The organism is Cryobacterium sp. TMT2-4 (assembly GCF_004402575.1).
GTDB lineage: Bacteria > Actinomycetota > Actinomycetes > Actinomycetales > Microbacteriaceae > Cryobacterium > Cryobacterium sandaracinum.
In genome coordinates this window covers 19703-33722 of record NZ_SOGE01000012.1, presented here as the reverse complement: position 1 = coordinate 33722, position 14020 = coordinate 19703, and the positions used below count along the sequence as shown (strand labels likewise).

General features: G+C 69.1%; 15 protein-coding genes and 1 riboswitch. Of the genes, 2 read left to right on the top strand and 13 right to left on the bottom strand.

The window, feature by feature from the left end; genetic code table 11:
• Positions 1–21: 21 nt before the first annotated feature.
• The 4 genes from E3O54_RS03070 to E3O54_RS03055 are packed head-to-tail and all read right to left on the bottom strand — an operon-like array spanning position 22 to position 3577.
• Entirely contained in the window at positions 22–645 is a 624-nt protein-coding gene (locus tag E3O54_RS03070) for an ATP-binding protein (RefSeq protein ID WP_241973150.1), read from the bottom strand.
• Positions 632–1414, bottom strand: a complete 783-nt coding sequence (locus tag E3O54_RS03065; protein WP_134343107.1) for an energy-coupling factor transporter transmembrane protein EcfT — start codon at positions 1412–1414, stop codon at positions 632–634. The genes E3O54_RS03070 and E3O54_RS03065 overlap by 14 nt, the downstream gene beginning before the upstream one ends.
• Entirely contained in the window at positions 1411–2934 is a 1524-nt protein-coding gene (locus tag E3O54_RS03060) for an ABC transporter ATP-binding protein (RefSeq protein WP_134400924.1), read from the bottom strand. Before E3O54_RS03060 ends, E3O54_RS03065 begins: the two co-directional genes overlap by 4 nt.
• A gap of 10 nt (positions 2935–2944) precedes the next feature.
• Positions 2945–3577: an ECF transporter S component gene (locus tag E3O54_RS03055; RefSeq protein WP_104103251.1), complete on the bottom strand. Its 633-nt coding sequence runs from the start codon at positions 3575–3577 to the stop codon at positions 2945–2947.
• 37 nt (positions 3578–3614) lie between these two features.
• Positions 3615–3724: riboswitch (TPP riboswitch) on the bottom strand.
• Positions 3725–4084: 360 nt separating this feature from the next.
• Here E3O54_RS03055 and nhaA point away from each other — a divergent pair.
• On the top strand, positions 4085–5458 hold the full coding sequence (gene nhaA / locus E3O54_RS03050; RefSeq protein ID WP_104103249.1) for a Na+/H+ antiporter NhaA: 1374 nt from the start codon (positions 4085–4087) through the stop codon (positions 5456–5458).
• Positions 5459–5898: 440 nt separating this feature from the next.
• On the opposite strand, the gene E3O54_RS03045 is transcribed toward nhaA, so the two are convergent.
• Together E3O54_RS03045 and E3O54_RS03040 are read right to left on the bottom strand one after the other, a co-directional pair.
• Entirely contained in the window at positions 5899–6231 is a 333-nt protein-coding gene (locus E3O54_RS03045) for a hypothetical protein (protein ID WP_134343105.1), read from the bottom strand.
• A gap of 54 nt (positions 6232–6285) precedes the next feature.
• A complete protein-coding gene (locus E3O54_RS03040) occupies positions 6286–7506 on the bottom strand; it encodes a DNA polymerase IV (RefSeq protein WP_134400923.1) in 1221 nt (406 codons plus the stop codon).
• Positions 7507–7703: 197 nt separating this feature from the next.
• Here E3O54_RS03040 and E3O54_RS03035 point away from each other — a divergent pair, with 197 nt between their 5' ends.
• On the top strand, positions 7704–8267 hold the full coding sequence (locus tag E3O54_RS03035) for a TIGR03086 family metal-binding protein (protein ID WP_134400922.1): 564 nt from the start codon (positions 7704–7706) through the stop codon (positions 8265–8267).
• Between the two features lie 29 nt (positions 8268–8296).
• Here the strand turns inward: E3O54_RS03035 and E3O54_RS03030 are convergent, their stop codons facing one another.
• From E3O54_RS03030 to gatA, 7 genes are all read right to left on the bottom strand, one after another.
• Positions 8297–8482 carry a hypothetical protein gene (locus E3O54_RS03030; RefSeq protein ID WP_174720179.1) on the bottom strand — a complete coding sequence of 62 codons (186 nt, stop codon included), beginning with the start codon at positions 8480–8482 and terminating at the stop codon, positions 8297–8299.
• Positions 8483–8615: 133 nt separating this feature from the next.
• A complete protein-coding gene (locus tag E3O54_RS16190; protein WP_166790075.1) occupies positions 8616–8771 on the bottom strand; it encodes a hypothetical protein in 156 nt (51 codons plus the stop codon).
• Between the two features lie 39 nt (positions 8772–8810).
• Positions 8811–8975, bottom strand: coding sequence for a hypothetical protein (locus E3O54_RS03025; RefSeq protein WP_198411423.1), 165 nt, complete (start codon positions 8973–8975; stop codon positions 8811–8813).
• Positions 8976–9521: 546 nt separating this feature from the next.
• Positions 9522–10538 (bottom strand): VIT1/CCC1 transporter family protein, encoded by a 1017-nt coding sequence (locus E3O54_RS03020; RefSeq protein WP_369828004.1) that lies wholly within the window; start codon positions 10536–10538, stop codon positions 9522–9524.
• 86 nt (positions 10539–10624) lie between these two features.
• Positions 10625–10939: a hypothetical protein gene (locus E3O54_RS03015; RefSeq protein WP_134400921.1), complete on the bottom strand. Its 315-nt coding sequence runs from the start codon at positions 10937–10939 to the stop codon at positions 10625–10627.
• Positions 10939–12444 (bottom strand): Asp-tRNA(Asn)/Glu-tRNA(Gln) amidotransferase subunit GatB, encoded by a 1506-nt coding sequence (gene gatB / locus E3O54_RS03010; protein WP_104103236.1) that lies wholly within the window; start codon positions 12442–12444, stop codon positions 10939–10941. The genes E3O54_RS03015 and gatB overlap by 1 nt, the downstream gene beginning before the upstream one ends.
• Positions 12444–14018 carry an Asp-tRNA(Asn)/Glu-tRNA(Gln) amidotransferase subunit GatA gene (gatA, locus tag E3O54_RS03005; RefSeq protein ID WP_104103234.1) on the bottom strand — a complete coding sequence of 525 codons (1575 nt, stop codon included), beginning with the start codon at positions 14016–14018 and terminating at the stop codon, positions 12444–12446. The genes gatB and gatA overlap by 1 nt, the downstream gene beginning before the upstream one ends.
• Positions 14019–14020 lie beyond the last annotated feature (2 nt).

The following is a 14020-nucleotide window of genomic DNA, read 5'->3' as shown; positions in this document are numbered from 1 at the left end:
AACCTAGTCCCGGGCACCGACTTACGGGCGACGGATGTCCGGGGTCCCGGCCAGCCGGATCGTCGCCTGCCGCTCGGGCGCCTCCCGCTCTCGGTAAGCGTCCCAGCCCGCTTCCCACTGGTCCCAGTGCGACCGGAACAGTTCGCCGTCCCGGGCGAGGGCCCGCTGCTTGCGGATGCGGTCGTCGGCGGCCAGCCAGACCCGGATGTCGCTGAGTGGCGCGTGGGCGGCCGCCAGGGTTCCGCACCCCTCCACGATCAGCGGGCGGGCCGGGTCGACCGGGTGCCATTCTGCCAACTCGCGCCGCTCCCAGTCATAGCGCCGCCAGGCGGCGGGCCGGCCCAGTCTTCTCGGGGCGAGCACCTGTTCGCGCAGGTGCGTGACGGCGGCGTCCAGCCCCTGCCAGCCGGGGTAGATGTCGTCCAGCCGCACCAGGGTGGGCCGGAGCGGTCCCGGCCAGGCGACGACGAGCGCGTCGGCGAGGGTGCTCTTGCCGGCGCCGCTCGGCCCGTCGATGAGAACGACGGGCGCCATCCCGGCGGCGGCAAGGTCGCGGAGCACGGGGGCCAGCAGCATCCGTCGGTCACCGACCGGATCGGGGGCGGCCGGTTCGAGGGCGGCCGTGGGCAGATCAGGTGAGGACAAAGTTCCAGCTTCCCGTCGCCACGGAGACGCTCACCGAGAGCAGGGCCACGGCCAGACCGATGCCGACCAGGGCCACCTCGCGCCCCCGGAAGCTGGAGGGGCGGGCCCAGGTGCGCCGCACCGAGGCGCCGAACCCGCGGGCCTCCATCGCCGTCGCGAGTTTGCTGCCGCGCCGGATCGACAGCACCAGCAGGGCGAAGGCCTGGCTGAGCAGCCGGCGCAGGACGCCGCGGTCCGCGATGCCGCGGGCCCGCCGGGCCAGTTCGAGGGCGCGCCAGTCCTCGAGGAACAGGCCGACCAGGCGCAGCCCGGCCAGACCGCCAAGCACGAAGCGGGCCGGCAGTTTCACGACTTGGCCGAGGCCGTCGGCCAGGTCGGTGGGGTCGACGGTCACGAAGAGCACGACCGACGGCAGTCCGATGGCGAGGATGCGCAGGGTCGTGGCGATGGCCAGCTCGAGTGATCCCTCGGTCACGTTCACCAGCCCGAAAGACCAATAGACCGCCCCGGCCGCCTGCCCGTAGAGCAGGGTGGTGACGCCGGCGGTGGGTGCGGCGATCCAGACCGGCAGGGTGCGCACCGCGAAGGCCTTCAGGGACAGCCCGGCCCAGAAGAAGAGCACGAACTCGCAGGCGAGGGCGACGACTGCGGAGACCCAGTCGATGGTGAGGATGAGCACGCCCGCCAGCAGCAGCGCGGCGGCCAGCTTCGCGACCGGGTTGATCCGGAAGATGGCCTGGGTTCCCCGGGCAGGCGTCAGCACGCTCACCGGGACACCGCCGCCCGCGGCGTGACGCTGCGGCCGGCCCGCCCGGCCAGATGGTACTCCCGGTCAGCCAGGGCGACCACGAAGTCGGTGTCGTGCGAGACGGCGACCACCGCGGTGCCCTCCCGCAGGAGTTCGTCGAGCAGGGCCACGATCTCCCGCCAGGTGCGCAGGTCCTGGCCGAAGGTGGGCTCGTCGAGCATGAGCAGTCGTGGCTGGGTGGCCAGCACGGTGCCCACCGACAGCCGACGTTTCTCTCCGCCGGAGAGGGTGAACGGGTTCGCCTCGGCCAGGTGGTCCAGGCGCAGGCGCTGCAGCACCTCGTCGACCCGGGCATTGATGTTCGCCTCCGGCCGTTTGAGGGCGCGCGGCCCTACGGCGAGTTCGGCCCGCACGGTGGCGGCCACGAACTGGTGCTCCGGGCTCTGGAACACGGTGCCGATGCGGGTGAGCAGCTGGCGGGACTTCCAGCGGATCGGTTCCTCGTCGGCCCCGCCGGCGAACTCCGGGCTCGCGAGAACCGCTCCCCCGGCCGGTTTCAGCAGGCCGGCGAGGGTGAGCATCAGGGTCGATTTGCCGGCGCCGTTCGGTCCGGTGACTGCCAGAGCGGTGCCGGCGTGCACCGTGAGGTCGATGTCCCGGGCGAGCACGTCGGCGCGCGTGCGCGCGACCGCGAGGCCGGGCGTGCGGAGCAGAGGGACCGAGCCGGGCGCCGACGCCGAGCTGGTCTCGCGCCGCGATGCAGTCAGGCCGTTGCCCCGCCCGGGCACCCAGACACCCTCGGCCGCGAGCCGTTCCCCCTGACTGGTCAGCACGTCGTCGGGATGGCCGTCGGCCAGCACTCCCCCGGCCGCGTCGAGCACGATCACCCGGTTCACAAGGTTCTGCCAGACGGCGACCCGATGTTCGATCACGATGAACGTCGCCGCGGAGTTCTCGAGCACGCGGGCAACGGAATCGCGCACATCCAGCACGCCTCCAGGGTCGAGATTCGCTGTGGGTTCGTCGAGCAGCAGCAGCCCCGGCCGCATCGCCAGCACCCCAGCGAGGGCGAGGCGCTGCTTCTGTCCACCCGACAGCGACGACGTCGGATGGCTGAGCGGCAGGTTCAGGCCGACCATGTCCAGGGCGTCGCTCACCCGGCGCCAGATCTCTTCGCGGGGCACCCCAAGGTTCTCGCAGCCGAAGGCGACGTCGTCGCCCACCCGCGCCAGGATCACCTGGGAGTCAGGGTCCTGCAGCAGCAGCCCGGCCTGGCCGCGCGCTGCGGTCGGCTCGGCGCCGTTTACAAGCAGCTGACCGCGCTGCTCGCCCTCCTCGTCGCCGCCGAGAACCCCGGCGAGGGCGTGCAGCAGAGTGGATTTGCCGGCCCCGGAGGCGCCGAGCAGCAGCACGCGCTCGCCCGGCTCGATTCTCAGGTCGAGGCCGTTGACGGCCCAGCCCCGCCGCCCGGCATGCCGCCATCCCCAGCCGCGGGCCACGACGGACGCTCCCGAGACGGATGCCGCTGCTGCCGGTGTCATCGCCGTCCCCCTAGACCTGGGTGCGGTTCGATCGCCCGGCGGCGAACCGCGACAGTGCCCCGGTGCGGGCGAGGCCACGCATGGCCAGCCAGGACAGCAGTCCGGCCACGACAATGCCGGAGACGATCGAGGAGGCGGTGTAGATGGTGATGAAGGGAACGGCCGATCCGGGGTACCAGAGCAACAGGTCGTTGACGGCGAGGGCAAGGCCGGCACCCGCGCCGGCGAGCAGGGCCACGACGAGGCGGTAGTTGGCGTAGAAGAACAGCGCGAAGACCAGCTCCGCGCCGAGACCCTGCACCAGGCCGGAGACCAGGATGGTGGCTCCCCAGGCGGTGCCGCCGACCAGAGTCGACACGACCGCCGCCAGCAGCTCGGTGTAGAGCGCGGCGCCGGGTTTGCGGATGATGAGGCCGCCGAGTACGCCGGCGAACAGCCATCCGCCGCCCAGGAGAGCCTGCAGGCCCGGCAGCAGCGGGGTGAGCAGGCCGCTGAGCGGGTTGTACGCCTGGTTCCAGACGACGAAGATGAGCCCGCTGGCCACGCCGATGACACTGGCGATGACGATGTCGACGACCCGCCACCGGAAGTTACGCGGCTGGCGGGACGTGGTGGAGGTGAGAAGAGTTGTTGTAGCGTGCACTGGTCGTGCCCTTTCCGTAGATGGTTCCAGGGCACGGGAACGAGAAAATTTGCCTCCCTGCGCTGGCATGATCCAGATCAGGTTCGACGGTCGAAGCTTCAGAAGCTTCCTCTCAGCCCGGTTGACCGGACTCCCGTGTTCGATTCAAGTATAGACCTCGGCCTAGACTCGCGGGATGGAGTCCTCGCCTCGCCCCCGCATCACTGTCGGGCGCGAATGACGTTCACCGTTCTCCTGATCCTCGCCGGGCTGTTGCTTCTGTTGCTGCGCCACTTCATTTTGCGGCGACGACGGATGCGACGCGGGCTACCCGTGCGCGGACCCTGGCACATCCCCCGCAGTTGGCGGGAAGGGCCGGGCTCCCGCCAGCGGCTGGGACGCTGGCGGTGTAGCTGGCGCGGGCGGCGTTGACCGCCCGAACGCGGTACGCTCGACGTGGTGTGTCGGGAAGTCTGGTCGACAGCAATGTCCGTGTGCCACAAAATCCTGATTGACTGAGGCTCGTCCATGCCGAAACCATCACCTCTTCCTCCCACCCCGAAACTTAACGTCTTTCGCCGCAGCAGCTATCCCGAGTACCTGCACGTCTCGACGATCCTGCGCAAAGAGACCGTGGGCGGCGCTCTCCTGCTGGTGGCGACGGTTCTCGCGCTGACCCTGGCCAACACCGGGGCGTCCGATTTCTACTATGCGGTGCGGGACTTTCAGATCGGCTACGAGCCGTGGCACCTCAATCTGAGCCTCGGCGCGTGGGCCGCCGACGGACTCCTGGCGATCTTCTTCTTCATTGCCGGGCTCGAACTCAAGCGTGAGTTCGTCGCCGGCGATCTGCGAACCTTCAGCCGCGCGGTCGTCCCGGTCGCCGCGGCCGTCGGCGGCGTTATCGTTCCGGCTGTGATCTTCACCGCGATCGTGTTCAGCTCGGGGCCGGAAATGTTACGAGGCTGGGCCATCCCCACCGCCACCGACATCGCCTTCGCCGTGGCCGTGCTCGCCGTGATCGGCTCCAAACTGCCCAGCGCTCTGCGCATCTTCCTGCTGACCCTGGCCGTGGTCGACGACCTGCTCGCCATCGCCATCATCGCCTTCTTCTATTCCGGCGACCTCCAGCCTGTTCTGCTGCTGCTCGCCATCGTGCCGCTGAGCCTCTTCGCCTTTCTGGCGCATACGCACTCCTATCTGTTCGGCACCACCAGGTGGGCCGCGGGCGCCGTTCTGCTGCCGCTCGGCCTCGCCACCTGGGTTCTCGTGCACGGCTCCGGCATCCACGCCACGGTGGCCGGAGTGCTGCTCGGCTTCGCCGTGCCCGTGCTGCGCAGCCGACGTGGCGGCGGACCCGACGCCGGCCCGGGCCTGGCGCAGAACCTCGAGCACCGCATCCGCCCGCTCTCGGCCGGTTTCGCCGTGCCGGTGTTCGCGTTCTTCTCCGCCGGGGTCACGATCGGCGGCGTGTCAGGCCTGACAACGGCCCTCACCGACCCGGTCGCGATCGGAATCGTCGTCGCCCTGGTGGTGGGCAAGCCGGTTGGCATCATGCTCGCCACCTGGCTGGTCACCAAGACCACCCGGGGCGCCCTTGACCCGGACCTGGCCTGGGTGGATGTGATCGGCGTCGCCATGCTCGCCGGTGTCGGCTTCACGGTGTCGCTGCTGATCAGCGAGCTGGCTTTCGGGCAGGGTAGTCCGCACGACGAACACGCCAAGGTGGCTATCCTGACCGGTTCGCTGCTGGCGGCACTACTCGCGACCGTGGTGCTGCGGAGCCGCAACCGGCACTACGGGCGCATCGCCGCCAAAGAGGCGCTCGACGCCGACAACGACGGCGTCCCAGACGTGTTCGGGGCCGATCCGGCTCGCGACGAGCGGTTCGGCGGGCACTGACAGGGCCGGAGCGCACCCAGCCGCTCAACTCCCTCAGCCGGAGTGTCTGCTGGTCGTCACGGGCGGAACGCCGTGCCCGGCACCGAACCAATTCGACGGAGATTCATCGATCAACACCCGTTTTTGAGCCCAAATGCGCTGTTCAGGGCACAATCTCCGTCGAATTCGTTCGGGACGGATGTGCCGCAGGTCCGCGGACTCGAAAGACGCGGCGGTTAGAGCCTACGTTCATCCACCGCGTCGCTGTCCGCGGGAAAACGCGCGTCGGAATCGGGAACAAGCGCAACGGAGCCCGCGATCCGCGAACCCCCCTCAACCTCGGCCATGGAGACTCACTCATCGAGCTGGCCGGCGGGCACTGATAGCGCCGGAGCGCAGTCAGCAGCCCGACATCCTCAGTCGGAGTGGCTGGGCGACCGGGCGGCTGGGAGCCTTCGCTGCTAGCGTTTGAGGGCGCGGACGACGCGGGAGATCGCCTTGCCGGCCACCCAGAGGAACGGGATGCCGACCGCGAGCAACGAGATGACGTTGGGCTCGAAGCGCACCGTCGTGCCCGATTTGACGTAGGCGCCGATCGGCAGGGATGCCCCGCCGCCCCCGCCGCCGGACCCGCTGCCGGTGGCGGCGGAGTCACCCTCGCCACCGCCGAAGCCGTAGTAGACGAGAGCAACGGGAATCAGGGTGACGCCGTCCACCTGGACCGGATCACCGTAGGCCGACCTGACGCCGGCGGTACGAGAGATATCTGCGAGCTTCTCTGGAAGGCTAGTCATGGATTCAGGCTACCCCCTGTCTGGTTTGCGGTTGCCTGATCAGAGTGGGCCTGATCAGGGTGTGTCCGGATCCAGCAGCGACGCCGGGCGCACCGTGCCGCGCCCGAACCTTGCGGTAACCGAGTCCACGGCCCGTTCGGCTCCCCGCCAGTCGTCGTCGGGGTCCCAGAGACCGGTGCCAGTGCCGTCGCCACCGCTGAGCTGCTCAACGCGCACGCCGATGAGGCGCACCCGGATGCCGGAGGCCGCCAGAGCCTCGAAGCTGGCAGCCACCTCCTCGTAGATCCGGCGTCCGACGCTGGTCGGTTCCGACAGGGTGCGGGAGCGGGTGACGGTGCTGAAGTCGGTGTAGCGCACCTTGAGCACCACGCAGCGGCCGACGAGGCCTGCGCGGCGCAGCCGGGCAGCCACCGCAACGGACTGCCGCAGCAGTTCGCTACGGAGCCGGGCGACATCCGTCACGTCGTATTCGAAGGTGACCTCGTGGCCGACACTTTTCTCCTCGTGCTCCACCGTGACTACCCGAGGGTCCCTCCCCCAGGCAAGCTCGTGCAGCTTGCGGCCCGACGCGTCGCCCACGCACTTCTGCAGCACCGCGAGCGGGGTGCGGGCGAGGTCACCGACCTGACGCAGGCCCTGCCCGAGAAGCGCCTGCTCGGTCGTGGCGCCGACCCCCCACAGGGTGCCGACGGGCAACGGATGCAGGAATGCGAGGGTCTCGTCGGCGGGGATCACGAGCAGGCCGTCGGGTTTCGCCCGGCCCGACGCCATCTTGGCGACGAACTTCGTGCTCGCCGCGCCGACCGAGCAGGTGAGCCCGGTTTCGGCCTTGACCCGGGCCCGGATCTTCGCGCCGATCTCGGCCGGGGTGCCATGCAGGCGCCGGGCACCCGCCACGTCGAGGAAGGCCTCGTCGATGCCCAGCTGCTCGACCAGCGGCGTGAACTCTTTGAAGATGCGCATCACCCGGTCGGAGTATTCCTTGTACCGCCCCATGTGCGGTTCGAGCACCACCGCCTCCGGGCACCGCCGCAGGGCGAGCGCCATGGGCATGGCCGAATTGACGCCGTAGCGCCGGGCCACGTAGTTCGCCGCCGTGACCACCGAGCGCCCGGACCGGTGCCCCACGATCACCGGGCGGTGCACCAGTTCGGGGTGATCGAGAAGTTCGACTGACGCGAAGAACGCGTCCAGGTCGATGTGGAGCAGGGTCGCGGTGCTGTCGTCGACCGCGCCTGTCGAGACCGTGCGATCGCTGCCGTCCTGCCTGCTCATGCGTCCTGCCTGCTCATGCGTCCTGCCTGCTCATGGAGAGACCCTAACCCGGACCGGCGACAGGCCGCGACCGATTCCGCGACGGGAGAACGTAAACAGCGCCGGGGCGGAATGCACGGTGACGGAATGCACGGTGACTGATGCCGGTTGTAGCGTTGCAGGGGCATCCGTTCCACCCGTTCTACCGAGGGAGTCCCATGACGCATGACTGGCTTGCGCTGCAGAAACAGGCCGCCGAAGAGTTCGGGGCCCGCGTCGACGTGATCACCGACTGGGCCGCCGCCACACCGGACACCGAGTGGACCGTGACCGAGTTGGTGCGCCACGTGGTGCTGGAACAGCAGTGGGTCCCCGCGCTGCTGCGCGGCCTCTCGGTGCTCGACGCCCGGCGCTCACTCACCCCGCTGGGCCCGGACCTCGCGAAGGAATGGGCCATCTATTCGGCGCTGGCGGCCGCAGCCTGGGCAACGACCCCGGCCGACGCACCGGTGACCCTGTCGTATGACACGGTAGCGGCATCCGACTACCTGCGCGAGCAGGTCTCCGACGTCACGATCCATTCCTGGGACCTGGCGCGGGCAACGGCCGCCGACGAGTCCCTCGACCCGGCCCTGATCGAGGCGGTCTGGACGGTGTTCGAGCCCCAGCGGGACACCCTCGAGGCCAGCGGCCTCTTCGCCTCCCCGATACCATCCGACGAGAACGCGCCGCTGCAGACGCGGCTGCTCGCCCTGACCGGCCGGGATCCGCGCCGGCCGTAGCCCGCGGGCTGCACCTGCCAGGCGTGGGGCTAACGGCTCTCCTTTTCCGAGCCGGTAATGCGTTGGGCGATGTAGATCGAAACGATCGACACCAGCACCAGCACCAGCACCACGGCGATGACGTTGACGATCGGTGCCTGGCTGGGGCGAAACAGGTTGTCCAGAATCCAGATCGGCAGGGTCTTGATGCCCGCCCCCGCGGTGAAGATCGTCACCGTCTGGTAGAGCGAACCGGAGCACGGTGATGATGTTATCGAGCGTCCAGGACCGTGTGGTGGTGCCCGTGAAGCTGTCGACCGTCCACAGAGAGGTGATCAGCGGGGCGGCGAGGGCAACGAGGGCAACGATTTAGATCAGGCCGAGCCAGAGCAGAGGGGTGGACAGCATCAGCGTCAGGCGAAGCCGCGGATGCCGGCTCAGCGTGATCGAACCCCGCCGGGCGAGCGTGTCCCGGTGCGGCGGCACCGGCATCCGTTGCCCCGGCGACGCCGTGTCACCCGTCATGATTCCTCCGATTCGGCTCGGCCGGATGGGGATGCCGCGCTAACCCTTGATCTCCTGCCAGGCGGTCGTCCAGTCGGAGTAGTCGGTGCACTTCACATCGGTGCGGCCGTCGAGGCAGTCCTCAATGGGAGTGGACCAGTACCAGATCTGCGCCGCGTACTCCTCGTCGCCGGCGTGGGAGATCTCGCACTGGTCGGGGTTCACCGTGAAGTCGCAGGCGCTCTCGTTGCCGCCCAGCCCGGAGCACCCGTCGCGGCCGTAGTCACTTACTTCGGAGATTGTCGCAACACGCCGCCCAGACCGGCTCCCAAACCGGCGTTTCCCCAAAAATCTCCGTAATACCGTGAGGACGGATGCGGGTGGCGCGCCCCATCACGGATACCCGAAGCAGGCCCCGCAGCGAGCACCACTCCTCCTCCGCAATATGAGTTTGATCGGGTTATCCACTGGGCGCTGACGGTCGCCGACCTGGGGCATCGAATGTCAGTGGGTACCCGTAACGTCTCCCTCATGAAGCCTATTTATAGCGAGCAGTCCGAGACCCGGTGGAGCTCCGTGCCCCTGCCCGGCAGAACCCTGCAGTGGACCTCACCGACCGGGCGCACCCTCCTCAGCGAACCGGCCACGAACATCCGTGCACCGGAAAAAGGGCCGAATCGGAGCCGGCCGTGCGGCAGGCGCACACGAAGCAACCGGCGCCGTTCTGAGCGGAATTGCGGCCACCTCAAGCACGGCGGCTCGGGAGCAGCGTTAGGCGATCGAGGTTCCGAAGAGAAGACCCAGCAGATAGGTGACGCCGGCAGCACCGAAACCGATGATGAGCTGACGGATGGCGCGCCGCCAGGGCGGCCCGCCCGAGAGCAGCCCGACGATGGCGCCAGTGGCCAGCAGGGCGAGCCCCACGAGCACGGCTGCCGCGATGACCGCGGTGATCCCGTCGAGGCCGAACAGATACGGCAGCACCGGCAGGATCGCCCCGGAGGCGAAGAAGCAGAAGCTCGACGTGGCCGCTCCGATTCCCGTGCCGATGGCTTCGTGCTCGTCGACCGCCGGAGCCAGGCCGCCGGTCTTCTTGACGTCGACCGGGCCGGTCGCGATGGCCACCGTGCGCAGAACCTCGCGTGCATGGATCTCCGCTTTCTCCGGGGGCATCCCCTGCGCGCGATAGACCAGGGTCAGTTCGTTCGCAGCCAAATCGAGATGGGCCAGCACGTTCCGGGAGGCCGGATTCGGCGTTGAGGCTTCGAGCAGCTCACGCTGGGACCGTACCGAGACATATTCGCCGGCACCCATCGAGAGTGCCCCGGCGAGAAGACCGGCGATACCGGTGAAGAGGATCGTGGCGGCGGGCACTCCGGTGGCGCCGATGCCCAGCACCAGGGCCAGGTTGCTGACGAGGCCGTCGTTGATCCCGAAGACCGCGGCTCTGAACGTGCCAGCCAGCCGCTGCCGGCCGCGAGCGGCCAGCCCACGCACGACCTCCTCGTGGATGCGCTCGTCGGCGGCCATGGTGTCTGTGGCGTCGGCATCGGCGTCATACGGGGAGCGGGCCTCGGCACGCTGGGCGAGGGCAAGCACGAAAACCGATCCGAACCTGCGGGCCAGGAACCCCAGGAAACGGGTGCGGATCGCGCCCCGGTGTGGGGCTCCGACCTGGTCACCGAGAAGGTGCCGCCAGTGCTGTTCGTGGCGCCCCTCGGCGTCGGCCAGAGCCAGCAGGATCTCGCGCTCCTCGCCACTACGGCGTCCGGCGAGGTCGCGGTACACCGTCGCTTCGGCCCGTTCGTCTGCCAGGTAGCGGCGCCAGCGACGGATGTCCCGCGCGGTGGCCGGGCGCTTCTGCTCCACGACGGTTACGCCTCGGGGGCGGCTTCGAGCGAGCTCTGCGCCACCCGAGCCGACGCGTGCGGGCCAGAACCGTCGAGACCGTAGAAGGGTTCGTCGAATTCCACGATCCATACGGTTTCCCGTCCGGAAACGGGGGCGTACAGGGCCGCGCCCTGGAGTTCTCCGGCCGCCACAATCACGCCGCTCGGGTCTTCGGCGTCGGCGTCCGGATACCGACCACGGTCCAAGCGCACCACGACCTGCGCTCCCACACCGAGGGCACCCGGCTGGGAACCGGGGTACCCGTCGGCGGCAGGTTGGCGCGTGTTCCCGAGGCCCATTACTCGGCCGCTCCGGCACGCTCGAGCACGAGCTCGCGCACGCGCGCGGCATCCGCTTGTCCGCGCATGGCCTTCATAACGGCGCCGATCACGGCTCCGGCCGCCTGAACCTTGCCGTCGCGGATCTTGGCCAGAACATCGGGCTGGGCGGCCAGAGCCTCATCGATCGCCGCGATCAGCGCGCCATCGTCCGAGACGACCGCGAGACCGCGGGACTCGACGACCTCGAGCGGAGTGCCCTCGCCGCCGATGACGCCCTCGAGCACCTGCCGGGCCAGGCGGTCGGTGAGCGTTCCGGCCACGACGAGTTCGATCAGTGCGGCGACCTGCGCCGGCTGCACAAGCGAGTCGGCGGACACACCGGAGGCGTTCGCAAGGCGGGCAACCTCGCCGGTCCACCACTTGCGGGCGGCCTGGGCTGCGGCGCCGGCTGCGATGGTTGCCTCGACGACGTCGAGGAGGTCGGAGTTGACGACATCCTGAAATTCGAGGTTGGCGAAGCCCCATTCGGCCTGAAGCCGCTTGCGGCGGGCGGCCGGAGGCTCCGGCAGGGTGGCGCGGAGTTCTTCCACCCATTCCCGCGACGGGGCCACGGGAACGAGGTCGGGCTCCGGGAAGTACCGGTAGTCGTCGGCGTCGGACTTGGGCCGGCCGGCCGAAGTGATGCCGGTGTCCTCATGCCAGTGCCGGGTCTCCTGAGTGATGGTTCCACCGGCGTGCAGCAGGGCCGCCTGACGCTGGATCTCGTACCGCACGGCCCGCTCGACCGAACGCAGCGAGTTCACGTTCTTGGTCTCGGTGCGCGTACCGAGCACATTCGAGCCGCGCGGGCGCAGGGACACGTTCGCGTCGCAACGCACGTTGCCCTCTTCCATCCGGGCGTTGGAGACGCCGAGCGCTTTCACGATCTCGCGGATGGCGGCAACGTAGGTGCGGCCGATCTCGGGTGAGTCCGCCTCACCGCCCTCGATCATCTGGGTGACGATCTCGACCAACGGCACTCCGCCGCGGTTGTAGTCGACCAGCGAGTAGTCGGCACCCTGGATGCGACCGGTCGCCCCACCCACGTGGGTGAGCTTGCCGGCGTCGTCCTCCATGTGGGCGCGCTCGATGTCGACCGTGACCAGGCGTCCGCTTTCGAGTTCGATCGTGAGCTGACCGTTGAACGCGATCGGCTCGTCGTACTGCGAAGTCTGGAAGTTCTTCGCGGTGTCCGGATAGAAGTAGTTCTTGCGGGCGAACCGCGAGTATTCCGCGATCTCACAGCCGAGGGCGAGCCCTAAACGGATGCTCGATTCGATGGCCTTCGCGTTCACCTGCGGCAGCCCTCCGGGCAGACCCAGGCAGGTGGGGCAGGTGTTGGTGTTGGCACCCTGGCCGAATTCGTTTGCGCAGCCGCAGAACATCTTTGTTTTGGTGTTGAGCTCGACGTGCACCTCAAAGCCGAGCACCGGCTCGAACAGTTCCAGGGCCTTGTCGTAGTCCATCAGTTCGGCCTTCTTCATCAGACGGCTCCCTCTGTGCTCGTGAACGCTGTGCTTGTGGCTGTGCCGGCGAACATTTCTCTCCGCGCCAGTTCCGGCGCCCGGCTGAGGAGGGTGTGCCCCCAGGATGCTTCGAGCAGCGCCTCGACGGCGGCTCCGAAGCTGTAGAGACGAGCATCCATTTTCGCGGGCGCCATGATCTGAAGGCCGACCGGCAGGCCGTCCTCGGGCGCGAGTCCCATCGGCAGGCTCATGCCGGGGACCCCGGCAAGGTTGGCCGGGATCGTGGTGACGTCGTTGAGGTACATGGCCATCGGGTCGGCCATCTTCTCGCCGAACTTGAACGCGGTGGTCGGCGCACTCGGCGACACCAGCACGTCGACCTTCGAGAAGGCCGCGTCGAAGTCGCGCTGGATCAGCGTGCGCACCTTCTGCGCACTGCCGTAGTAGGCGTCGTAGTAGCCGGCACTGAGGGCGTAGGTGCCGAGAATGATGCGGCGCTTGACCTCGGGGCCGAAGCCCGCGTCGCGCGTGGCCGCCATGACCCGTTCGCTGGTCAGCGGGCCGTCTTCCGGGTTGACCCGGATGCCGAAGCGCACCGAGTCGAAGCGCGCCAGGTTGCTCGACGCTTCCGCCGGGAGGATCAGATAGTAGGCAGCGATCGCATACTCGAAGCTGGGGGCGGAAATCTCGACGATCTCGGCGCCCGCCGCGGAAAGCAACGTGAGGGTCTCGGTGAAGCGCTGCGCAACTCCGGCCTGAAATCCGTCGCCGCTCAGCTCCTTGATCACGCCGACCCGCACCCCCGTGAGCGCCCCGTCGGCGAGGCCGGCGCGTGCGGCGGCCGCCATCGAGGGCCAGGTGTCCGTGAGCGACGTCGAGTCGAGCGGGTCGTGCCCGCCGATCACGTCGTGCAGCAGGGCGGCGTCGAGCACCGTGCGGGTCACCGGGCCGACCTGATCGAGCGAGGATGCGAGAGCGATCGAGCCGTAGCGGGACACACCGCCGTAGGTGGGCTTGACGCCGACCGAGCCGGTGACGGCGGCCGGCTGGCGGATCGAGCCGCCGGTGTCGCTGCCGAGCGCCAGCGGCGCCTCGAAGGAGCTGACCGCGGCCGCGGAGCCACCGCCGGAGCCGCCGGGGATCCGGTCGTAGTCCCACGGGTTGTGCGTCGGGCCGTAGGCGGAGAATTCGGTCGACGAGCCCATCGCGAACTCGTCCATGTTGGTCTTGCCGAGCAAAATCAGCCCGGCGTCGCGCACGCGCCTGACCACGGTGGCGTCGTACGGGGGGATCCAGCCCTCGAGGATCTTGGAACCGGCGGTCGAGGGCATGTCGATGGTGGCGAGCACGTCCTTGATGGCGATCGGAACCCCGGCGAGCGGCCCGAGCACCTCGCCGGCGGCACGCCGGGCGTCGACGCGGGCTGCGGCGGCGAGCGCGGCCTCACCGGCCACGTGGAGGAACGCGTGCACACCGGTGTCGACGGCCGCGATCTGGTCCAGGTGAGCCTGGGTCACCTCGACGGAGCTGATGGACCGTTCGACAAGCAGACCCGAGAGGTCGGCGGCGGACAGCTTGATCACGTTGGTCATGG

Excerpts from the sequence above, each read along its gene's own strand:
- E3O54_RS03060 (WP_134400924.1), bottom strand. The coding sequence starts at position 2,934 with ATGACACCGGCAGCAGCGGCATCCGTCTCGGGAGCGTCCGTCGTGGCC.
- nhaA (WP_104103249.1), top strand. The coding sequence starts at position 4,085 with ATGCCGAAACCATCACCTCTTCCTCCCACCCCGAAACTTAACGTCTTT.
- E3O54_RS03045 (WP_134343105.1), bottom strand. The coding sequence starts at position 6,231 with ATGACTAGCCTTCCAGAGAAGCTCGCAGATATCTCTCGTACCGCCGGC.
- E3O54_RS03040 (WP_134400923.1), bottom strand. The coding sequence starts at position 7,506 with ATGAGCAGGCAGGACGGCAGCGATCGCACGGTCTCGACAGGCGCGGTC.
- E3O54_RS03035 (WP_134400922.1), top strand. The coding sequence starts at position 7,704 with ATGACGCATGACTGGCTTGCGCTGCAGAAACAGGCCGCCGAAGAGTTC.
- E3O54_RS16190 (WP_166790075.1), bottom strand. The coding sequence starts at position 8,771 with ATGACGGGTGACACGGCGTCGCCGGGGCAACGGATGCCGGTGCCGCCG.
- E3O54_RS03015 (WP_134400921.1), bottom strand. The coding sequence starts at position 10,939 with ATGGGCCTCGGGAACACGCGCCAACCTGCCGCCGACGGGTACCCCGGT.
- gatB (WP_104103236.1), bottom strand. The coding sequence starts at position 12,444 with ATGAAGAAGGCCGAACTGATGGACTACGACAAGGCCCTGGAACTGTTC.
- gatA (WP_104103234.1), bottom strand. The coding sequence starts at position 14,018 with ATGACCAACGTGATCAAGCTGTCCGCCGCCGACCTCTCGGGTCTGCTT.